This window comes from Aquisphaera insulae (assembly GCF_011064615.1).
Taxonomy (GTDB): domain Bacteria; phylum Planctomycetota; class Planctomycetia; order Isosphaerales; family Isosphaeraceae; genus Aquisphaera; species Aquisphaera insulae.
On sequence record NZ_JAALJH010000026.1, the window covers coordinates 18,295 to 41,093 of the forward strand.

The following is a 22,799-nucleotide window of genomic DNA, read 5'->3' on the forward strand; positions in this document are numbered from 1 at the left end:
CCTGGACTCAACTTAGACTTATGAATGAACTTAAATGCCATTCTAGCGGGATTCAGGCTCGGTCTGCAAGCTCACCGCAAGAGCCGCGGCGCCTCCACGGCGATCGGCCGGTCCGACCGGACGACGAGGCGGACCCGTCGCGAATGCTCCGCCGACCAGTGGGGCAGCCGATCCAGGGGGAGCACGGTGGCCCCGGGCGAGGTTCCCTTCCAGGAGGCGCTGCGGGCTTCCGTCCACGCGTCGCGATCGCCGGCCCACCAGAGCTCCGCCTTCTCCGCCCGTTCGAGCCCCGGCATGTGCAGGAAGAGCGGCCTGCCGTCGATTGACCGGCCGAGATCGAACTCCAGGAGCATGCGGTTTGCCGACCCGCGCCACCGCCCGGGGCCGTCGGGGCGGGCGCCGACGCTGTCGACGAGATCGCCACGCGCGATCGCCTGCTTGCCGGTTGGCCCGTCCGATGAGAGGAGGAGTGCCGACGCATCCATCCCGCCCAGGAGCGATTCCAGGTCCCTGGTCGCCAGGGAATCCCTGAGGATCCGAACGACCTGGTCCGGCGGCATGCCGGATCGACGGGTCCGCGGCAGCATCTCCAGAATGCTCCCCTCGTGGGGATACCACCGCGGACGGACCGGCGGCAAGGCCGCGAGGAGGTCGTCCCGGCCGATCCGACGATGGCGGCTGAGCTGCTCCATGTCCTCGAGCGCGGCGAGCGAGCGCGGCTGGTCGGGGAAGCTCAGGTTCCTCTCGATCTCGCGCATCCGTGGTAGGTGCAGGGCCAGGAGCAAGCCGGCGAAGACCGTGCCGAAGGCCAGGGCCGCGACGGGTCGCTCCTCCATCCGGGAGAGCGGTCGACGGGCCATCAGGCCCAGGATCACGACCAGCCCGAGCTGCGGGAAGAGATGGTAGCGCTGGACCTCCAGCAGCCAGTGCGCGCCGTACTGATTGCGGACGCAGTACGTCAGCGCGTACCCGCCGACGATCAGGGCCAGCCCCGCCGTGATCGCCGCCCGGATTGAGCCCTCGCTCCGGGCCATGACAACGACGAGCGACGCGAGGAGGCCGGCCGAAACGGCCAGATCCAGGCCGCCCCTCATCAAGCCGTCAATGTTCCCCAGGCCGAACAGCCCCGGCAGCAGGACGTCCCCCGGGGCTCGCAGCGCCGCGAGCAGACCGCCGACGACATCCGCGTTCTGGTGGACGCTCTCGGTGACGACCGCGTGATAGCGGAGCAGGCTTGCCCCCGCGAGATAGGCCAGCGTGCCGGCGACCGGCAGGATCGAATGGGACTTCCGACGGCCGGCGATCCGGGTATCTAGCCCCACGCGAATCGCCGCCGTCGGCCCGGCCAGGAGGCCGATCGCCGAGAAGGCGGGGGCCGACACCGCCGCCGCGACCGCGAGCCACCAACTCGCCCGCGACGGCAATCCCGCCCGCTCGCGATCGATCGCCGTCGCGGCCGCGAGCCACGCCACGATCGTCCCGACCAGCGCCCAGGTGAAGCTGCTGGCCGAATACCACCAGGCCGCCTCCGCGTGGACGGCGGACAGGCTGAACGCGGCCGTCGCCGCCAGGGCCGCCGCCAGGGACCGAGCCTCGCGACGGACCAGCAAGAAGAGCACTCCCAGCGCGATCACAAACGGCAGCAGCGAGGCCGCCGTGAATCCCCACCGCGCAACCGTCGGTCGCTGCCCGCAGAGCTGCCAGGTGCTCCAGGTCACGAGCTGGAAGACCGGCGCGAAGTGCTCGTTGAACGGGCGGAGGATGACGTCCCCGAAGCGGCTCGTCCGGAGCTGCGCGATCCGGATGACGTCGTCGCTGAAGAGGCTGGGGTGGATCATCCGCTCGGCATGCGGCCACAGGCAGATCGCCGCGAAGGCGAAGGCCGGGAGGATGCTCGCCCACCGTTTCCGAGGCGGATCGAGAACCTCGGCGTCCGTCGAGTCCATGCGGCCCCCCCCCCTCGAACCTCTCTCAATCCGGAGTCCTTCCGCTCGATCCTGGGATCGGGTCCGACGTGGCCATGCCCCCAGAGTATTCCGCAAATCGGAATACGACCCGCGCGAATTCAACGCCTGTAACGAGGGAGGTGCGATCCTGGAGATCCGACCGCTCGTGATGATTTTGGGCTGCGGTCTAGAACGATCGAACTTGATCATGGAAGTGCGAGATCAAGCAATTCGCCTCCCAATGTTGTCAAAATGCCCTTTCTTTCTGGACCTGGCCAACGTTCCATGCTTTAAATAACTCGCCTCCAAATCCAGATGCAGGCAACCACGATCGAGGCAGTGGAGAGATCGATGGAGGCAAGTGGCCGATCAAGGAAGCCCGCGTTCCTGGGTCACGACCTTCATTTCAGGTCCCCGCACACCCATCGACCTTCGTCCGACCGTCATTTGCGAATGGGATCGACAAGCCGCTGACCCGGCATGGTGACCTCAACAACGCGGTGGCAATCATGAGCGACGGATCGGGCCCGAAACCACTCTCCTTGACGCCCGTGTGGCTGGTGATCCTCGCGGTCCTCGGGGTCTACTCCGGGAGTTCCGGATCGCAGAAGTCACACACCGGGGGCGCGAATCCACCAGCCCAGAAGAGCCAGGCCGGGGAAGGCGCCGACCAACCCGACGACGAGGTTGCCGTCTCCCGCGACACCGGGGGCCGACCGCTCGGTCCACTGATCGACTATCTCTCCAACGGTTCCGTGGCGGACGAGCCGAAGGGATCAGGGCTCACGACCGGCCTGGAACGCTCGATGGAAATCCTGGAGGCGATATCGACACCCGGGACTCCGGGGCGAAACTACGGATTCCGGGCGATGATCGCCACGATCGCCTCGCCCATGCACTCGACGAATAGCTTCCGGTTCGACGAATTGCTTGCCCCCATGCAGCGAGCCGCGGAGGCCGAGGGATTCGTCCTCGACCGATACCACTTCCCGTGGGGCGAACCCAGGTCGCCGAAGCCATCCAAGGATCATCAGTCCACGACAAATCCGGCCGATCCGATGAGCGCTCGGGGCGTCGGTGAATTCGGAACCCTGTTGTTTCGTCGTCGCCCCGGGGCCACGACCTCCTCAGATCCGCCAGGCGACGGCCCCGTGAGCGGCGACGGCCCCGTGAACGTGGACCTGCTCGTCGTCCTCCTCTGCACGGAGACCCCGACGGCCGGAGTCGACCGCAAGTCCCTTGAACAGGCGCTGAAGGCGGTCGAGTTCCTCCGCGATAAATTCCCGGCCCCCCCCGAGGCGGGGGCGCGACCCACCCGCGGCAATATCCAGATCCTGGGCCCGGTCTTCTCGGGATCCCAGACCTCGCTGGAGGATGTCCTCGCGAGACATACTTCGCCGGAGGGGAAGGAGAAGCCGCACTTCCGCGTGATCAGCGGGAACACCATGGGCGTGGATCGGGGGCAATTCCGGCGGAGTGTCCCGAACAGCGACTTCTCCTCGACGCTCCATTCGGCCAAATCTCAAACCAATGCCATCATTACATACTTGCAGAAACACTCCTCATTTTTCGACCGAGCGACCAGGCGCCCGATCGTCTTGCTCGTCGAGTCGAACACGGGCTACGGCCAGTCCTTCAAGGGTTTCAGGACCGCCGGCGACGGCGGCGAACCCGAGATCGTCCAGTATTGCTTCCCGATGCATGTCGCGAGCATCCGCGGGTCCTACAACAGGCTGGGGCTCATGCACGACGCGGCGAGCGGGACGATCCGGGGGGCGGCACGCCTGTCGGTCCCGGAGGACGAGAGCGGCGGCATCCGCGACGTCCCGCCCCCCATGACGCCCGGCACGACCGCCGGGAACGAGGAGATGTCCCTGATCGAGGCGCTGACCGACGTGGCTCGCCGTGACCCCCTGGCGGTGGGCATCATCGCGACCGACCCGCGCGACGTCGTCTTCCTGGCCCGGCTCACGCGGGAATTCTGCCCCGAGGCGAAGCTGTTCGCGGATCAGGCCGATTTGCTCTATGCGCGACCGCAGTCCACGTCGTTCCTCCGCGGGATGCTCGTCGCGACGACCTATCCCCTGGCGATGCGCAACCAGTGGTGGACCGCCCCCGTCACCGACAATCGGACGCGACAGTCATTCGTCAACGATTCGGCCTATGGCATGTACAACGCCATGACCGCCCACCTCTCCGACCTCGGCCTCACCGGAGACCATCCGCCGCGGTACATCGAGTATCGGGCGCCGTTCCCGACGGCCGGTGTCGGGCCCTCCCGACCACCGATCTGGATCTGTGCCGTCGGACAGCGCGGCCTCACGCCGATTCAGATGGAATCCCAGGCGGAGTCCGATCCCCTCGCTGATGACGATCCGCTCTTCAAGCCGGAGTCCGCGGCGATTCCCGTTCAGTCACCCGGGTCGACGATCCGGGCGGATAAGCTCACGCCGCTCTATTACAACGGCTGGTCGATCGTGGTCGTGGCGACGTTTCTCGCGTCGATCGTGCTGAACTGGGCGACGAACGAAGCGATCAAGGAGGACTCGCTGGGGAGCAGACGCGACCTCGACAGGCGCCCGAAGAGCACGGCTCGCGACGCGGGCAGCGGCAGGCTGCTCTATCCCTCGCTGCGGTGGCTGGCGGTGGGACATGTCATTTTGCTCCTCTTTGCCTGGACGAACTCCTCGGCCCTGTTGAGGACCGTCTACCTCTTCCGCCGGACCTACCCCGGGCCGGAGGGACGCGCGATCCTGCACGCGGCTTGGCCCTGGCTGGCCGCCTATTCGCTCATCCTGCCGGTCCTGTCGCTCGGCTACCTCCTGGGAGTCCTCGGGAGTCGGTCCTTGCACATCAAGTTGCTGCATGCGCCGCCCCAATCCGCGATCCCGCCATGGAGATCCGCCCCGGTCCTCGGCGTCGTGGCCGCCGTCGGCCTGCTGTCCCTGGGCGCCTGGACGCTCGGCCCCTCCGCGACGGACACCCTCTCCACCTGGTATCTGGCATTCGAGAGGACCATGCTCCTCCCGAGCGGCCTGACGCCCGTCTTCCCCTCGCTCTTCCTGTCCGCTTCGCTCCTCACGTGGATATTCGCCTCGTCATACCGACGATACATCACCTCCCATCTCTGGGAATCGATCGATCGGGGCGCGGATGACAATCCCCGTCCAACGGGCCGGGGCGGCTCGACCGATCGGATATCCTTCGGTTCCATCTGGTCCGACGCGGACGCATCGCAGGCCCGGGTCGAGGCCCTCCTGAGGGACCCGAAGGCAGTCGTGCTGAACCATCGGGTTGCGTCGGGATTCGTCGCCCTCTTCTATCTCCTCGGCATCTGCCCGGTCATCTTCAGGAACATGGCGATGAATGGGATCGGTCAGACGCTCGAATCTCCCCTGTATAACGCCGTCTTCATGATCGGCCTGCTGATCGCCTATTTCCTCCTCACCTTCGGCCTCCTCTACCTGATCGGCCTCTGGCACGACGTCAAGGAGACCCTCAGGATCTTCGCGGGCCTGCCCCTGGACCAGTCGTTCGATCGGCAGCCGCCGCGGGTCGCCCGCTGGATCTATGACGCCAGCCCATGGTCGGTCAAGGAGCGGAAGATCCTCGAACACAGGGCCATCATCGCCCTCAAGTCGGAGGAGGATGATCCCGACCTGCGAGCCTCACTGGCCCGCTTCAGCGCGGGTGGGACGGACGAGGCCGGGGAAGGGGGGCCGCTGCCTTCGGATTCCTCGAAGCGCCTGAGGCACACGCTCCTGGAGCTCTGGGAGGGCATACCGATCTACGCGTCCTCTCAGGCCCGGCGGGAGGGGAGCAGCTCATCGAGGCCGGATGAGGAAGGCTCCGCCTCGGACCACTGGCAGGACGCCCCCAGGCTTCGAGACCTCAGCAAGGACGACCGGGCCAGGGTCGGCGCCTGGGCCCGGAAGGCCGAGGACCTGGCGGCGATTCGCATCGTCCAGTGGACGACCCCGGGGCTCGCCCAGCTCTGGAACCTCGCCGGCTGCCTGGTGACGGGGGGGATCTGCCTGCTGCTCACGGTCACGTCCTACCCGTTCGTCTCGCAGCAGAAGCTGCTCCTGGTCGTGGGAGGGCTGCTCCTGGCGATCGCGCTGGCGATACTCTATCTCCTCGTGGGGCTCAATCGCGACGAGATCATCAGCCGGCTCTCGAACACGAGGCCCAATCGTTTCTCGTTCGACGGGATGATCGCGTCCAACGTGTTGACGTACATCGTCCCGCTCCTCGGCCTGCTCGCCGCGATCTCCTTCGATTTCGGCGACATCCTCCGGAACTGGCTCGACCCACTCTTCCGGCTCCTGGACTGAACGACGCGCTCGCGACGTCTCCGCATCGCCAATCCAATGACTCGACTTGGAGGATCCGCGACGAGCCGCCGTCAGCGGGGGTTGGCGACCGCTCCGGCAGCCCTGGGGGGGATGACGGTCTTGACGCGATCCCTCGCACCTTCCGGGAACGACGACGGGGCCTCGGGCTCCTCGGTCGTGGGCCGGGCGGTGATGGCGACGAGACGTTCGGCATAGCCCTTCCGGAGCGCCTTGTCGTGGGAGGGCCGCGGGCCCATGCTGACGAGCAGGGCCCCGTCGGCGGGAATCGTCCAGTGGCCCTCGATCCGCCGGCTGTCGACGTCCGGGATCTCGATCATCGCGGCGATCGGGGTGGGCTGCGGGCCGTTCTTCGGCATGATCCGCTCGACGAACGAGGTGCGCACGACGCCCGGATCCTCGCCCGGCTTGGGCACGACCGACTCCCTGTACTTCGTCGAGAAGAAGCCGATGATGCGATTCTCCTCGACGGTCACCTGGGCGTCGACCTTCCCATCCCGGACCTGGCTGGAGAGGATGTTCACGCGGATCCCGTCGTGGGCTTCCTCCACCTGCGGCTGAAAGGCGAGCTGCGTGGCCGAGCCGGGCTCCCCGTCGGCCACCCGCTTGAGCGAGCCGACGTACTTGCGGACCTCCTCGTTGGTCATCCGGGCCGGCTCACCAATCCGGCCCAGCATCTTGGGGCCCTGAAGGACATTTGTACGCGTTTCCGAGATCATCTCCGACATCCACGCCTTGTAGCTGGCCGGGTCCAACGTCCAGGCTGCGGTTGCTTCCTGCCGTCCTACCGGAGTCATGCGGGCCATCAGCTTGCCCCGCCAGTCCGGGCTCGCCAGGGTGAACTCGCGGATCTCGAACTCGATGGCCTTCGGCGCGGCCGCCTGGCCGGCAGCGGCGGCGGGCCTCGGCGGAGGGATCTTCGACGGACCGTCGCCCAGCCCCATCAGCGCAGCAAGCATCGTGATCGCGATTCCGTTCATGGGACCTCCCGACGAACGTTCGAAATTGGTAGACATGGGGCAAAGGCCCGACGTGGGCCGGGATCATAGCGCGAGCGGCCGATCCGGTCAATCCGGGAACCGGGAGAACCTCGGAGTGCGCGAGTCGGCCGCCCGATCGATCCCGCCTCCGGCGTCGAGTATCATGAAGATCGGCCGAGGGGCTTGCCCCCGGATCCCCACCAAGACCACTCGAAACCACGGCCCTTGCCCATGACGATCGAGCAGGAAAGGCTCCGCGACGAACGCGAGAAGTCCGTCCCATGGAAGCGCTGGGGGCCCTACCTGAGCGAGCGGCAATGGGGGACCGTCCGCGAAGACTACAGCGACCATGGCAACGCCTGGGCGGACTTCACCCACGACCACGCCACGTTCCGCGCCTACCGCTGGGGCGAGGACGGGATCGCGGGCCTCTGCGACGACTCGCAGCGGCTCTGCTTCGCCCTGGCCTTCTGGAACGGCAAGGACCCGATCCTCAAGGAGCGGCTCTTCGGGTTGACCAACGGCGAGGGGAACCACGGCGAGGACGTCAAGGAGTACTACTACTACCTGGACAGCACGCCGACGCATTCGTACATGAAATTCCTGTACAAGTACCCGCAGGCCGCCTTCCCCTATGATGATCTGGTCGCGACCAACGCCGCCCGGGGCTTCCACGACCACGAATACGAGCTGATCGACACCGGGATCTTCGCCGAGGATCGCTACTTCGACCTCTTCGTCGAGTACGCCAAGGCCGCGCCGGACGACATCTTGATCCGGATCACGGCCCACAATCGCGGGCCGGATCCCGCCCCGCTCCACGTCCTGCCGACCCTCTGGTTCCACGACGTCTGGACCCGGTCGCCCGATGCCGTTCGCCCGGCCTTGCGACGGACCGGCGATTCGCCCGCCGCCATCGCCGCGACCGACCCGATCCTGGGCGAGTACCTGCTCCACGCCGAGGCGGCCGACTCGCTCGCGTTCACGGAGAACGAGACCAACACCGAACGCCTGGCGGGGACCCCGAATCGGACCCCCTACGTCAAGGACGCCTTCCATCAGCTCGTCGTCCACGGCCACGCGGACGCCGTGAACCCCGCCCGGACCGGGACCAAGGCGGCGGCCCTGTATGCGGCGGCGATCCCCGCCGGTGGCTCGCGGGTGATCCGCCTGCGGTTCTCCGCCGCGACGACCCGCTTCGCGGACGAGCGAGGCCACTTCGGCCCGGACTTCGACGCGGTTTTCGCCGCTCGCGAGCGGGACGCCGACGACTACTACGCCGCGATCATCCCGCCGACGACCGGCGAGGACGGCGCCAACGTGATGCGGCAGGCGCTCGCGGGGATGCTCTGGACCAAGCAGTTCTATCACTTCGACGTGGATACGTGGCTCCAGGAGCGCGGATGCGACCCGTACTCGCCGGGGGGGAAGCGGGCCCCTCGCAACGAGCACTGGCACCACATGCACAACGCCGACATCATCTCGATGCCGGACAAGTGGGAGTACCCGTGGTACGCGGCCTGGGACCTCGCCTTCCACGTCCTGCCGCTGGCCATCGTGGACGAGGGCTTCGCCAAGGATCAGCTCAAGCTGATGCTCCGCGAGCGCTACATGCACCCCAACGGCCAGATCCCGGCCTACGAATGGAACTTCGGCGACGTGAATCCGCCGGTCCACGCCTGGGCCACGATCTTCACCTACCGCCTGGAGAAGGCGCGGACGGGCAGGGGGGATATCGGCTGGCTCAAGAGCTGCTTCCAGAAGCTGCTGCTGAACTTCACCTGGTGGGTCAATCGCAAGGACCTTTCCGGCCGGAACGTCTTCGAGGGGGGTTTCCTCGGGCTCGACAACATCGGCGTCTTCGACCGCAGCCGGCCGCTGCCCACGGGCGGCTACCTCGAGCAGGCCGACGGCACGGCGTGGATGGCGCTCTTCTGCCAGAACATGCTCGAGATGGCCGTCGAGCTCTCGGCCGAGGACCCGGCCTATGGGGAGCTCGCGCTCAAGTTCGGCGAGCATTTCCTCTGGATCGGCTCGGCGATGGCCCACCTCGGCAATGATACCGGGATGTGGGACGAGGAGGACGGCTTCTTCTACGACGTCCTAAGGCTCCCCGACGGCCAGGCCCGCCGCCTCAAGGTCCGCTCGATGGTGGGCCTGCTCCCGCTCTGCGCCGCGACCGTCTTCGAGGCCGAGGACATCGACCGCACGCCCGAGCTCGGCGAGCGGCTGCGGTGGTTCCAGCGCACCCGTCCCACGCTCTACTCGGCGATCCACGACCCGACGATCCCCGGCGTCGCCGGCCGCCGCCTGGGCTCCGTGCTGGACGAGCCGAAGCTCCGCCGCGTGCTGGGCCGGCTCCTGGATGAGGGCGAGTTCCTCTCCGAGTTCGGCATCCGGTCGCTCTCTCGATACCACGCCGATCACCCGTACGTGGACCGAGCCGGGCACGACGAGTACCGCGTCGCCTACCTGCCGGCGGAGTCCGACAACGGCATGTTCGGGGGCAACTCCAACTGGCGAGGCCCCATCTGGTTCCCGGTGAATGCCCTGATCGTCCGGGCCTTGCTCCAGTACTACCTGTATTACGGCGACGACTTCCGGGTCGAGTGCCCGACCGGATCCGGCAACCTCAAGACGCTCTACCAGGTGGCCGAGGAGATCTCCGCGAGGCTCGCCCGGATCTTCCTGAAGGACGAGAACGACCGCCGGCCGGTCTTCGGGGGCGCGGCGACCTTCCAGGAAGATCCCCACTGGCGGGATTACATCCTCTTCTACGAGTTCTTCCACGGCGACAACGGCGCCGGGCTTGGCGCCAGCCACCAGACGGGCTGGACGGGCATCGTCGCCCGCAGCCTGAGCATGTTCGCAAGCCTCACACCGGAGCAGGTCCTTCGCGAGGGGAAGTTGGCCTACCTGGGCGAGGGCCTGAAGGGGGACTGACCCCAACGCGGCCGTACGCGGAAGGAACGTCGGTCGATCCGCGCGTATCGCTCTCCGGTCAGTTCTCCTGGTCCTTGATCTGCAATCGAATCTCGTCCGAGTTGCCCTTCAGCTCCGGCGCGTACATCGCCTGGGCTCGGGCCGGCAGGGCGTGGAATTGGCCCGGGATCTCGGCGCGGAGGCGATAGGCGACGCTGTGCTTGCCGCGGGCGAGCGTCCGGGTGAAGAAGGCGACGCGGTCGTCGCGGAACTCGACGTACGCGCCCAGGTCGTTGCCGTTGTAGCCGCTGCGGACCTCCACCGGCTCGAAGCCCGCGGCCTTGTAATCCTCGAACAGCAGGTACTCGTAGTCGTTCTTGCTCTCGATCTCGAGCTCGACCTCCACGAGCTCGCCGCTCTTCAGCGTGGCGCCGTCGGCGACCGGCTCGCGGCGGTACTTCTCGACCTTCTGCGAGACTGCCTGGCCGCGCCCGCCGGCGACGTCGATGGACTTTTCTTCGGGGATCAGTCGGTAGACCCTGCGATCGACCTTCACCTCGAGGCCGGCGCGGGCGATCGGATCCTCGAGCGTGAAGTTCGTCAGGTAGGCGTTGAAGTAGAGGGGGCCGGTCCCCGCGCGGGCGAGGCGGAGCTTGTGGGCTCCGGAGTCGAGCTGCTTGCCTTCCAGGACCAGGGCGTTGTCGAAGGCGAAGAGGTTGGAGGCGTTGATCTTCACCTCCTTGCGGGGCTGGCCGTCGACGGCGATCGTCACCGTCATGTCGGGCCTGTCCTCGCCGCTGGCCTTCAGGTAATCGGCCATGGCCTCGATGCAGTACGACGTATCGCGGGTGGACTTCCAGTAGTGGCCGTGCTGTCGGTTGTTGAGCAGGTACTTCACCAGCCTGGGGGCGAGCTCCCCCTTCGGGTCGGTCCTCGCCAGGAGCTTGAGGAAGAACGCCTGGGTCTCGATCTCGGAGCCGTACCACCACCACCAGTAGCCCTCGTTGGGGAGCTTCAGGTAGGCGGTCTGGTTCTCGGCATCCTCGACGACGTACTGGCGGAAGTTCTTGAGGACGGCCGCCAGCTTGTCCTTCTCGCCGAGCTTCTCGAGCGCCAGGCCGAACAGGCCGCGGGCGTAGAGCGAGAGCCGGACGCGGTCGCGGTCGAGGAACCCGAGCATGGCGTCGTCGCGGTGGCCGGCGTCGGTCAGGACGCCGAAGACCAGGGCGTCGGTGTCGTCCGCCACCTTCTTGTAGGGCCGCACCTCGCTGATGCCGTTCTGGAGCAGCGTGACCTGCTCGGCCTGGTGCTTCTGGAGCCAGGCGACGCCCCGGTTGAGGACATCCGGCGGGACCGCGAGGTCGTTGCCGCGAGCGACCTGGAGGCCGTGGACGACCAGCGCCGTGGTATGGGGCGAGGAGTATTCGCCGAACCCGCTGAACCAGCCCCAGCCGCCGTCGGAGAGCTGCATGTCGGTCAGCCGCTGGAGGCCGTCGGTGGCCATCTTGCGGACCTCGTCGACGTCGTAGACGGCGTTGTGCTCGTACCCCTTCCACTGGGCCGCACGCTCCTTCGCGTCGCCGAGCTGCTGGGCGTTCAGGTTGGTCCGCTTGTCGCGGATGGCCTTCAGGTCCACGCCCATGTCGATCAGGATCCGCTGGGTGATCACCGTGGGCAGGAACCGGTTCAGGGTCTGCTCGGTGCAGCCGTAGGGGTAATCGGCCAGGTACGGCAGCGCGTCCACGAGCGCACCGGCGAGCGTCGGCGAGTAGCGGACCTCCAGGCGGGTCTGATCCGGGCGGCGGTCCGCCGGGACGTTGAGCGTGACCTCGGCGGCGTCCTGGTCGGGTCGGATCGAGCCGGCGAGGGCTTCCATCTTGAGCATGCCGTGGACGTACGCCGGGAAGGTCATCTGGGCGGCGTCCGATTCCTCGTCGGAGATCGCCTTCATGCGGATGACGGCCTGGCCCTCGTGGGCGACCTGGACCCGCCAGTCGATCCGCTTCTCGCCCCCCGCGGGGATGTCCACGGTTCGGGAGGATTCGTCGAGGGGCTTGAGCACCGAGCCCTCGGTCTCGAGCACCACCTGGACCGACTTGCCGGACTTGAGCTTGTTGTGGACGTTGGCGGAGAGGACCACCTCGTCCTTCTGGACGAAGAACCGGGGGGCCTGGAGGCGGACGAGGAGGTCCTTGGTCGTGATGACCTCGGCCTCGCCCTGGCCGACCTTCGTGCCGGGTCCCATCGTCCAGGACTTCACCTTCCAGGTCGTCAGGCTCTCGGGCAGGTTGAACTCGACCTCGGCGACGCCGTTGGCGTCGGGCGTGACGGCCGCGGCCCAGAAGGCGGTGTCGGCGAAGTTGGTCCGGACGACGGGCTCCGCGCCGGCCGTCGCAGGGACAGGGGCGGAACCGACGAGCGAGCCTGTGTCCGCCAACCGATCGCGTGTCTCCTTGATGCTAGACGTCGCCAGTTCCGCCATGGGAGCCGCCGCGGCCGGCGCCGCCATGGGCATCGGCATCTCCGCCTTCTCCATCGCGCCGCCCATGCCGCCCATCATGCCGGCACCGCGCATCGCCCTGCCGGAAGGCATCGAAAACCGGAATCCAAGTTGCCATTCGGTGGCCCCACCGAATTGCCCGATCGGCTGCATGCCGACCTCTCCCGGCCGGTTCAGGTTGCCGAACGAGCGATCGAGCGACGACTCGGTCTGCGGGTAGAACTCCCGCCGCCACTTCCAGAACGTCTCCTTGATCTCCGGGACGTTCGAACCGCCGGAGATGTACTCGACGGCCTTGTCGTAGACCGTGAGCACGGTCGAGCCCACGAATGGCCGGCCGTCGGGTCCGGCGAGCTTGACCTTCACCTTCGCTTTCTGGCCGGGCTTGTAGGTCGGCTGGGAGGGCTCGACGGTGACGTCGGCGACCCGCGACTCGGGCGGGACGGCGATCTCGCGGGCCTCGGAGTGGACCTTGCCGCCGACGACCGTGAGGGCCTCGAGGAAGAAGTTGGGCATGTCGCGGGGGACGACGCCGATGTCCTCCACCGTGCTCTTGCCGCGGACCTTGATCACCTTCGGCGGCAGGTAGACGCTGTTCGTCGGCCGGACGAAGAGGAGGACCGTCGAATCGACCTGGTTCGCGTTGATCAGAAGCTTGACGGACTCGCCCGCCCGGTATTCCTTGCGGTCGGGGATGATCTCCAGGTCGTTGAAGCGGAACGAGGCCCCGTCGAAGCCCTGGCCCAGGATCGAGAAGAGATAGCCCCCCTCGACGACATGCCCCTGGCCGTCGTCCACGACCGCGCTGAAGCGGTACTGCCCCGGCGCGGCGGCCTTCACGGCCTGGTGGAACTCGCCCCGGGCGTCGAGCGCGATCGGCCAGCTCTCGACGGGCGTCTCGATCGGCTTGCTCTCGGCGTCATAGGCAACCTTCAGGAGCTTGAGCGTCCCCTTGCCGGCGACCGGCTTGTTGTCGAGCGTCTGGGCCTTCAGGTCCGCCTCGATCGAGTCCCCGGCGCGGTAGTGGCCGCGGTCGACCCAGGTCGTCACGCGGAAGGGCTCCCGCGCGACCAGCACGGTGCCGGAGCCGTCGATCGTCCGCCGCGACCGGTCGGTGACCGACGCGGTGATCTCGTACCGGTGGTCCTGGTCGGGGTGGGCGGCCTTCGCCAGGCCGGTGTCGATCTCGATCGAGTACGTGCCGTCGGGCTTGATCGGGACCTCGCCCTCGGCCACGACCTCCGGGGGGGCGGGCGGTTGGTTCAGCCACCACGGCGCGGGCCGGAAGACGCCCCACCGCGACCAGCCGGGATACCAGGTCGAATCGGCGGCGAACCACCAGTAGCCGGATCCGAAGAGCCAGTCCCAGCGGGCGACGGGGAACCACCGGGCCGAGGCCGTCGTGCGGCTGACCTTGTACTTGACCTTCCCCTCGGCGACGGGCCCGCCGAAGTAGTATTTCGCCTCGATCCTGGCGGTGACCTTCTCGCCCAGCATCACGGGTTTGGTGGGGGCCTCCACGTTCACCTCGAACTCGGGCTTCTTGTATTCCTCGACGCGGAAGGTGCCCCCTCCCATGTTCGGGATCAGCACCTGGTAGATGCCAAGGGGCGCATCGGAGGGGAGCTCGAGGGAGCCGTCCAGGCCGCCGTAGGCATCCGTGGGGAGGTTCTTCTCGTAGAGCTTCTCTCCCTTCGGATTTTGGACGACGACGCTGAAGGTCTTGCCGGCGAAGTCCGAGGCCTCGGGCTGATCATAGCGGGCGTGGGCGATCCAGAACTTGAATCGGACGGGCTGGCCGGGGCGATAGACCGGCCGGTCGGTGATGGCGTAGGTCCGGACCTGGTTGTACTCGGCGTCGTACCCCTGGGCCCCCCAGATGTTGCTGAAGCCCAGGTAGGCGAGGCGGCCCTCCGTCGTCGTCGCGGTCGTGACCCACTGGTACATCCCCTGCTGGTCGCCGAACTCGGATGTCGGCACGATCACCTGGCCCTGCCCGTCGGCCTTCACCGCGAGGGACTTCGTCTCGGTGCGGAACCGGTTCTTGCCCGGCTCCTGGACCGATCGCCAGCCGAAGAACTTCACGTCCGCGCCGGCGACGGGATGGCCGCCGCGGGCGTCGGCGATGAAGTAGTACGCCTTCTGCTCGAGCGACTTCTTGACGATCGCCGTGTCGTCCAGCCAGGCGATGATGAAGCAGGTGTTGCCCCCGTCCATCTTCGCCGAGACGAGGTAGGCGCCGGCCTTCTGGAGCGGCGTGGTCACCTCGACGCGGCGGTCGCGATGGCCCTCGCGGGGCTCCAGGTCGAGGTCCCAGCCGGCGACGTTGCGGCCCAGGTATTGCTGCTGATTCCGGCCGATGAGGCGATTGCCGATGTCGCTGACGTCCATCCGCTGCCAGTCGAGCTGGGGCGGTCGCGAGGCGATGTACTCCTTCACGTCCGCCAGGAGCTTGCCGATGTTGACCTCATACGCCTCGAGGCGGACGCGTCGGCCGTTCCGGAAGACGTAGCTGAGAGTCGCCCCCTTGCCGGCCGGCTGGGTCATGGTGGGCTCGAACGAGCCCCAGGCGCCCAGGATCTGATCGAGTTGCTGGGCCTTGCCCCCTCCGGGGTCGCCATACTGGGCGATGCTCTGCTTGAGGTAGTCGGCCGCGCGGGCGAACTGGCGGCGATTCTCGAAAATCCCGACGAGCCGGCCGAGCGCCTCCTGGCCCTGGCCGGAACGCGGGTCGGCGGCGATGGCCTGGTAGACCTTGATCGGGTTGAACTCGTCCGGGAGCGAGAACCTCTTGATCCCGGTCGCGAGCCGGGCCATCGTCTCCTCATCCTTGAGCGTCTCGAGCCCGGCGATGTCGACCTCGTCGTCCTGGCGTGCCCCGAAGGGGGCGGGGAAGCCGCCCCCGGAGAGCGTCTGGGTGCCGAACTGGCCGAGCAGGAAGTCGGCGAGGGTGATCCGGGCCGAATTGAGCTGGCTCGCGTCCAGCTCGACCGACTGGGCAAGCGCCCACCGCCACCGCTCGCCGTCGTTCTTCGCCTCCTTGAAGCCGGCCGGGACGCGGTAGAAGACGGGGGAGCCGTCGGCATCGACCGGAGCGGAGGACGTGCCGGGTTGTCCCCAGCCGCGGTAGCGGAACTCCTCGTAGTCCGGCAGGGAGTCGAGCGGCGTGAGGCTCTGGAGCTTCCAGGACTCGCCGTTGAACCTCGAATGGAGCAGCGCCGTGGCCAGGGCGGCGAAGCAGCGCCCGGCCGCGGGCCGGTCGGGATCGGTCCGGGCGAGCTCCGCGGACCGGGCCAGGAGCTGGATCGCCCGGGCTCGATCGCGTTCCAGGGCGTTGACCATCCGGCCGCCGCCCCGGTGCGGCCCGCGGTGGAACTTGCCCCCGACGATGAAGCCGAACGGCTGCCCGCCGCCGCCGAGGTAGCTGAGGCCCGCCGCCTGGAGCAGCCGCCAGTTCCCGTTGTGTGCCGCGATCACGGCGTCGCGGAAGTCATCGACCTCGTCGGCTCGATTGAGCTGGGCGAGGCACTGCAACGCCATCCCGAGGTCCTGGTCGACGAGCCCCGGATCGTCCTTCGGGTCCAGCGCCAGCGCGCGGAAGCCGTCGTAGCACTCCTTGTAATTGCCCTCCTGGAAGAGCTTCCGGAGCGCGTTCCGGTCCGGCGGCCTCGGGGCTTCGAAGAACCCCATCACGCTGCCGAGCAGGGCCGACAGGGACGCCGATACGCAGAGAGCCACGAGCAACAAGGTCTTCATCGCTGCCTCGCTCCGTCCTGGCCGCCCCGCCGACACGCGGTGACGAGATGGGTAAGCCGTTACTATAACGTTGGTGGAGGCTGTTTATTAGGTGGTGCCGGCGGCGACTCGATGGCCTGGGCTGAAGTGCCTTCGGCCGGCCTGTCGATCGAGAGGACCAGGTTCGGTCCTCGATCCTTGCGATGCGGCGAGGCGAAGTGATGCATGAGTACGACAAGAGCAGCAAGTGGCTGATCCAGCACTACGCCGGATCGATCCTTCGCTTGTTCGGCATGGGCGATGTGGCCCGCTGGCGGGCCTTGCAGGCGGAGTTGGTTCAGCCTCGTCGATACCCCGACGGCCTGGTCGAGGCGTGGCTCACAGGGATCGAACATCCGGACCTGTACATCCTGGAACTGGCGACCTATCCGGAGCCGAGGATCCAGGACCAGGCGGTACGGGATGCCTGCCTCGTCTACCTGGACCGGGACGTGGTGCCGGAAGTCCTGGTCCTGGTGCTGAGCCCGCGGGGTGCTCGGCGTGCCGCCAGCGAGGCGACGCTCAGGAGCCGCCGCGGCACGACGAGCCTGAAGGTTCGCTGGCGGACCGTGGAACTCTGGACGATCCCGGCGGAGCCGTTGCTGGAGTCCGGCGACGTCGGCCTGATCCCGTGGATACCGCTCTGCCGGCTCGACGGTCCGCCGGCTCCGATCTTCCGTCGCTGCCGGGAGCGAATCGATCGCGAGACCTCGGGCGGCCTGAGGGAGAATCTGCTGGCCGTCTCGCAGGTTCTGGCGAGCCTGCGATATGATGATGAGGGGCTCTTCCAACTGCTTGGGGGACGAGAAGCCATGATCGACTCGCCGATCCTGCGGAAATTGAAGGCCGAGTGGTCTGAGGAGGCCGCACGAAAGGCCAGCCACGATGTTGCCGTCCGAATGATCCTCAGTGCACTGGTCGCACGTTTCGGGCCTCGAGCCCGGTCAATCCGTCCCGAACTGACGAAGATCGACGATGGCAATCGCCTGGACCAACTTCACCGGCTCGCCGTAGCTTGCGCGGACCTGGAAGATTTTCGGGGTCACGTCCGCGGTAACAAGTCCTGACGCCAACTCCCCTTGGTCCGAGTCTTCCTGTTCTGCTAAGCTGGATCCCTCCGACCTATCGGGCGGGGCGAGGCCTCCCGGCCCACCCGTCACGACGGATCCGCCCAGACCGCGGCTCAACGACGGGGCGGCGAAGCGAACCCGTCACGGGGCTCGAACGTAGCAGGCATGGCATGCTGCGGGCCTCGATCGATCACCTTGAATTCAGAGCCGTCCCCCCACCGCCCCCCGATTGACGACGCACGGAGAACGAACTTGTTTGGCGGACCGATCATCGCCCGGGAAGTGGTGGCCACGCCCCGATCGTTGCGATATTACCTCTGGCGGGCCTCGTTTTCGTGCGTCCTGTTCGTCCTCCTCTGGACGGCCTGGCAGGTCATCATCGGCTGGCAGGACGTCCGCGAGGTGGGGGTGCTCGCCCGCTTCGGCGGCTACCTCTACTTCATGTTCGCGATGCTCCAGCTCACGCTGATGCTCTTCTTCGCCCCCCTCTTCACGGCGGCGGCCGTCTCGTACGAGAAGGACCGGCGGACCTTCAACCTGCTGCTCATGACGAGCCTCAGCGACACCGAGATCGTCGTCGGCAAGCTCGTCGCCGGGCTCCTGAACATCCTCATCATCCTCGCCGCCAGCGTCGGCCTGCTCTCGCTCTGCGCGCTGCTCGGCGGGATCTCGTTCGGCCAGGTGATCAACCTCTTCCTGGTGACGGCGGCCTCCGGCGTGGCCGGCGGCGCGATGGGGCTGCTGATCGCCCTCTGGCGCGACCGGACCTTCCAGTCGATCTCGCTGACGATCCTGATGGTCGTGTTCTCCGTGACCGGTGTGGAGCTGCTGTCGGTCGCCTTCCCGACGCTCCGGGTGCTCGGCGTGCCGCTCGGCGAGGTCCTCAACCCGTATCGCGCGATGATCGCCGTGCTCTATCCGGCGACGACCGCGGGGACCGGCGTGGTCCGGGCGTCCAGCCTGGTCTACATCGGCGTCCGCCTGACCTTCGCGGCCCTGATCGTCGCCTTCGGCACCTACATGCTCCGGAAGTGGAATCCCGGCCACAACGAGCCCCGAGAGCAGGGGGACGAGGCCGAGGACCTCATCGAGGAGATCGTCGCCCTCGAGGCGCCCGCCGAGGGGGAGCCCGTGGCCGTCGGCGTGGGGGCCGACGTGGCGGCCTTCTCGGGAGGTGCAAGCTCGGGCACGGACCGCGGCCCGGCGGCGAAGGGATCAACGCGGGGGACCTCGGGGGAGGCCCCGTTCGGCCCGTCCGCCGGCCCGACGACCGGCCTGCACGTCCCGCGGCGGACGCATCGCCGCGTCGCCGCGGCCCAGAGACCCTATCGGAGCCCCTGGGCCAATCCGATCCTCTGGCGCGAGCTGATGACCCGCGCCTACGGCACCAAGCCATTGATCATCAAGGGCTGCTACGCCCTCCTCTTCGCCCTCGGCGTGGGCTTCTTCCTGAGCCTGGGCCGGGGGATGGCCAACCCGATGGGCTCCTCGCTGGCCCTGATCCCGGTCGGCCTGGCGATCCTCAGCCTGATCATGATCAACGCCCAGGGGGTGACCGCGCTGACGAGCGAGCGCGACACCGGGGCGCTCGACCTGCTGCTGGTCACCGAGCTCTCGCCGGGCGACTTCATCTACGGCAAACTCTTCGGCATCCTCTACAACAGCAAGGAGATGGTCGCGCTCCCCTTGCTCTTCTGCGGCTATCTCTGGTGGACCGGCAAGGTCTCGGGCGAGAACCTGATCTTCTTCACGATCGACTACCTGCTGCTCTGCCACTTCGCGGCGATGCTCGGGCTGCACTCGGCCATCAGCTTCACGAGCAGCCGCGTGGCCATCGCCAACAGCCTGGGGACGATGTTCTTCCTGATGACGGGCATCCTCATCTGCTCCGGCCTGATCATCCTCAGCGACCAGGTCTTCGGCCGCCAGATCCTCAGCTTCATGATCTTCATCGGGGTCGGCAGCGTGGCCCTCTTCGGCTCGCTGGGCGCGAGGAACCCGTCGCGGGCGATTGCCCTCGTGTCGCTGCTGACGCCGTTCTGGTCGTTCTACTGCATCATCAGCCTGCTCAACGGGGACTTCCTCGCGGCCTTCCTGTTCAGCGTCGGCGTTTACGGGTTCGCCCTGGCGGCCATGCTCGTCCCGGCCGTCGGCGACTTCGACATCGCCCTCGGCCGCACGAATGCCATCCAGGGCTGACCGGGCGGCCATCGATCGGGCCGCGATGGGCCGGGATTAGGGATTATCGCAATGAAGCGATCCGCGGGAACTTTCGTCACCTTGCTCTGTCTCGTCCTGGCCGCGACGGCCCACGCGCAGGAGGACCTCGGCCGCGAGCTGCCGCGGATCCCCCCGCACGAGGTGCCGCGGGCGCTCGAGACCTTCCGCATCCACGCCGGCTTCCACCTCGAGCTGGTCGCCGCGGAGCCGCTCGTTTCCAGCCCGGTGAGCGTCTGCTACGACGAGGACGGGCGGCTCTACGTCGTCGAGATGCGCGGATATCCGTACCCGGAGCCGGCCCCCACCGGCCGGGTGGTCCGGCTCGAGGATCGGGACGGCGACGGCAAGTACGAATCCAGCAAGGTCTTCCTGGACGGCCTCAACTGGCCGACCGGGATCTTGCCCTATGACGGCGGCGTCTTCGTCACGGTCGCGCCCGACATCGTCTATGCGAAGGACACGGACGGCGACGGCGTGGCCGACGTGAGGAAGGTGATGTTCACGGGCTTCGGCACCGACAACGTCCAGGGCCTGCTCAACGGCCTGCTCTGGGGTCCGGACGGCTGGATCTACGGGGCGTCCACGATCAACGGCGGCGAGATCCGGAACCTCAGCCGGCCGGACGCGAAGCCGGTCTCGGTCCGCGGGCAGGACTTCCGGTTCCGGCCCGACGGCTCGGCCTTCCAGGCGACCTCCGGCGGCGGCCAGTTCGGCCTGACGCTCGATGACTGGGGCCATCGCTTCACGTGCAGCAACAGCAACCACATCCGCCAGGTGATCCTGCCGGCGGACGACTTGGCCCGCAACCCCTCGTTCGTCCCGCCGGCGGTGACGACCGACATCGCCTCCGACGGCGCCGCGGGTCCGGTCTTCCGGATCAGCCCGGCGGAGCCCTGGCGGATCGTCCGCACTCGCCAGCGGGCCGCCGATCCGGAGATGCGGAAGCAACTGGCGCCGACCGAGCTGTTCGCCACCGGCTTCTTCACGTCGGCGTCGGGCGTGACCATCTATCGCGGCACGGCCTACCCGGAGGAATACCGCGGCAACGCCTTCGTGGGCGACGTCGGCGGCAACCTCGTGCATCGCAAGACGCTGAAGCCGGCCGGTCCGATCTATCGGGCCGACCGCGCCGACCAGGGCGTGGAGTTCCTCGCCTCCACCGACAACTGGTTCCGGCCCGTGAACTTCGCCAACACGCCCGACGGGACGCTCCTGATCATCGACATGTACCGCGAGACGATCGAGCACCCCAGGTCGATCCCCGAGCCGATCAAGAAGCACCTCGACCTGACCAGCGGCAAGGACCGCGGCCGCCTCTATGAGCTCGTCCACGGCGAGGCCAAGCGCCCACACCGTCGGCCCCGCCTGAGCAAGGCAACCATCGAGGAGCTCGTCGGCCTGCTCGCCGACCCGGATGCCTGGTGGCGAGAGACCGCCCAGCGGCTGCTCGTGGAGCGGAAGGACCCGGCGAGTATGAGGCCGTTGGCGAAACTCGTGGCCGAGAGGCCCTCGGCGCTCGGTCGGCTGCACGCCCTCTGGACCCTTCACGCGCTGGGTGAACTGTCTCGAGGTGATCTTTTCAGCTCGGAGAGCGATCCCGAGCCGGGAATCCGCGAGCAAGCCGCGCGGCTCGCTCGTGGCATTTCACCGCTCAAAGATCGCCAGGATTTGCTCGAGAAGTTCGGTCGAGACGCCGAGATCAGTGTACGCCTCCAGGCGGCGCTATCCCTGGGCACCGATAACGACTCCGACTGGGCCATCCGGGCGCTGGCGGTGATTGCTGTCCGGGATGCGGCAGATCCCTGGGTGCGATCGGCCGTGATCAGCTCGATCGCCGAACGCTCGCCCGCGTTCCTCCAGCAACTGGGCTCCGAGGAGGGGTTCCTGGCCAGCCCCATGGGGCGCGGATGGCTGGAAGAACTGGCCGTCCTCATGGGCGTCCGGCACGACGGCCATGAGCTTCGCCGACTGGTCCAGGCGCTCTCCTCGGATCCCCACGAGGTCGATCGGTCGATCGCTGTGCTCGCCGCGGTCGGTCGCGGGGCCCGGCGTGCCGGGACGAGCCTCTCGGCCGCGCTCGGCGGCGACTGGCCGGCCCAGGTCGGGCCGATCCGAGAATGGGCGAAGAAGGTCGTCCTGTCGGACGCACCTGAAGACCGGAGGGCGGCGGCCGCCCTTTGCCTGGGCACTCTCGGAGCCTCCGCGGCCCTCGACGTGCTCCCGGTCCTGCTCGATGCTCGCCAGCCCTCGGCCGTCCAGCTCGCGGCCCTCCAGGCGCTCGGAGGCCTCGATGAGAAATCGGTCGGCCCGAAGATCCTCGACCAATGGAAGACGATGAGCCCCGCGGTCCGCCGCGAGGCCGTGGAGATCCTGTTCGCCCGCCGCGATCGGCTCGAGGCGCTGCTTTCTGCTTTCGAGACGAAGCACCTACCGTCGGCCGAGATCGATCCCGCCCGGCTCGACCAGTTGCGGAAGCACGCGGATGCGGACCTGCGGGCGCGAGCGGTCAGGGTCCTGGGCGAGAAGTCGGCCGGCAACGCCGACCGCAAGAAGACGATCGAGGCCTTCCGCGAGGCCGCCACGCTCTCCGGCCGGGCCGATCGGGGCAAGGACGTCCACAAGAAGGTCTGCGCCACCTGCCACCAGGTGGGCGGGCAGGGGATCGCGGTCGGCCCCGACCTGGCGACCGTGGCGGGCCGCGCACCGGACGACCTGCTGCTGCACATCCTCGACCCCAACCGGGAGGTTTCGCCGGCCTACATGAATTACAATGTGGCCACGACCGACGGCCGGGTCGTCACCGGCATCATCGCCAACGAGTCGGCCGCCGCCCTGACCTTGAAGCGCGCCGAGGGGGTCACCGAGGTCGTCCCGCGCGATCAGATCGACGCGATTTCGTCCGCCGGGGTCTCGCTCATGCCGGAGGGCCTGGAGAAGGGGCTCACGGCCCAGGACCTCGCCGACCTCATCGCCTTCGTCAGGTCGATTCAACCCGCACCCGCACCCGCCGGGAAGTGAGCGCCGGCGGCCTCAAG

The 22,799-nt window shown here is 67.8% G+C and carries 8 protein-coding genes; 5 read left to right on the forward strand and 3 right to left on the reverse strand.

From position 1 onward, the window contains the following. Window positions 1-71: 71 nt before the first annotated feature. On the reverse strand, window positions 72-1,946 hold the full coding sequence (locus G6O54_RS15780; RefSeq protein WP_165226611.1) for a hypothetical protein: 1,875 nt from the start codon (window positions 1,944-1,946) through the stop codon (window positions 72-74). 509 nt (window positions 1,947-2,455) lie between these two features. On the opposite strand from G6O54_RS15780, the gene G6O54_RS15785 reads away from it, so the two are divergent. Next, the gene (locus G6O54_RS15785) at window positions 2,456-6,280 is read left to right on the forward strand and encodes a hypothetical protein (protein ID WP_165226612.1); all 3,825 of its coding nucleotides are present in this window, start codon (window positions 2,456-2,458) and stop codon (window positions 6,278-6,280) included. 71 nt (window positions 6,281-6,351) lie between these two features. Here the strand turns inward: G6O54_RS15785 and G6O54_RS15790 are convergent, their stop codons facing one another. Further along, on the reverse strand, window positions 6,352-7,278 hold the full coding sequence (locus tag G6O54_RS15790; protein WP_165226613.1) for a hypothetical protein: 927 nt from the start codon (window positions 7,276-7,278) through the stop codon (window positions 6,352-6,354). Window positions 7,279-7,509: 231 nt separating this feature from the next. Between G6O54_RS15790 and G6O54_RS15795 the strand changes: the two genes are divergently transcribed. Continuing rightward, complete coding sequence (locus tag G6O54_RS15795; RefSeq protein WP_165226660.1) at window positions 7,510-10,221, forward strand: MGH1-like glycoside hydrolase domain-containing protein; 2,712 nt, start codon at window positions 7,510-7,512, stop codon at window positions 10,219-10,221. A gap of 58 nt (window positions 10,222-10,279) precedes the next feature. Here the strand turns inward: G6O54_RS15795 and G6O54_RS15800 are convergent, their stop codons facing one another. Then, complete coding sequence (locus G6O54_RS15800) at window positions 10,280-16,456, reverse strand: alpha-2-macroglobulin family protein (RefSeq protein ID WP_165226614.1); 6,177 nt, start codon at window positions 16,454-16,456, stop codon at window positions 10,280-10,282. A gap of 200 nt (window positions 16,457-16,656) precedes the next feature. Here G6O54_RS15800 and G6O54_RS15805 point away from each other — a divergent pair, with 200 nt between their 5' ends. The 3 genes from G6O54_RS15805 to G6O54_RS15815 all read left to right on the forward strand — a co-directional run bounded on the left by G6O54_RS15805 (window position 16,657) and on the right by G6O54_RS15815 (window position 22,782). Beyond that, window positions 16,657-17,541: a hypothetical protein gene (locus tag G6O54_RS15805; protein ID WP_165226615.1), complete on the forward strand. Its 885-nt coding sequence runs from the start codon at window positions 16,657-16,659 to the stop codon at window positions 17,539-17,541. Window positions 17,542-17,796: 255 nt separating this feature from the next. After that, a complete protein-coding gene (locus G6O54_RS15810) occupies window positions 17,797-19,743 on the forward strand; it encodes an ABC transporter permease (RefSeq protein WP_165226616.1) in 1,947 nt (648 codons plus the stop codon). 51 nt (window positions 19,744-19,794) lie between these two features. Then, window positions 19,795-22,782, forward strand: coding sequence for a PVC-type heme-binding CxxCH protein (locus G6O54_RS15815; protein ID WP_165226617.1), 2,988 nt, complete (start codon window positions 19,795-19,797; stop codon window positions 22,780-22,782). The last annotated feature ends 17 nt before the right edge of the window (window positions 22,783-22,799 follow it).

Bases quoted from the DNA above. Each gene is read 5' to 3' on its own strand.
- G6O54_RS15795 (WP_165226660.1), top strand. From the start codon at position 7,510: ATGACGATCGAGCAGGAAAGGCTCCGCGACGAACGCGAGAAGTCCGTC.
- G6O54_RS15785 (WP_165226612.1), top strand. From the start codon at position 2,456: ATGAGCGACGGATCGGGCCCGAAACCACTCTCCTTGACGCCCGTGTGG.
- G6O54_RS15780 (WP_165226611.1), bottom strand. From the start codon at position 1,946: ATGGACTCGACGGACGCCGAGGTTCTCGATCCGCCTCGGAAACGGTGG.
- G6O54_RS15815 (WP_165226617.1), top strand. From the start codon at position 19,795: ATGAAGCGATCCGCGGGAACTTTCGTCACCTTGCTCTGTCTCGTCCTG.
- G6O54_RS15790 (WP_165226613.1), bottom strand. From the start codon at position 7,278: ATGAACGGAATCGCGATCACGATGCTTGCTGCGCTGATGGGGCTGGGC.
- G6O54_RS15805 (WP_165226615.1), top strand. From the start codon at position 16,657: ATGCATGAGTACGACAAGAGCAGCAAGTGGCTGATCCAGCACTACGCC.
- G6O54_RS15800 (WP_165226614.1), bottom strand. From the start codon at position 16,456: ATGAAGACCTTGTTGCTCGTGGCTCTCTGCGTATCGGCGTCCCTGTCG.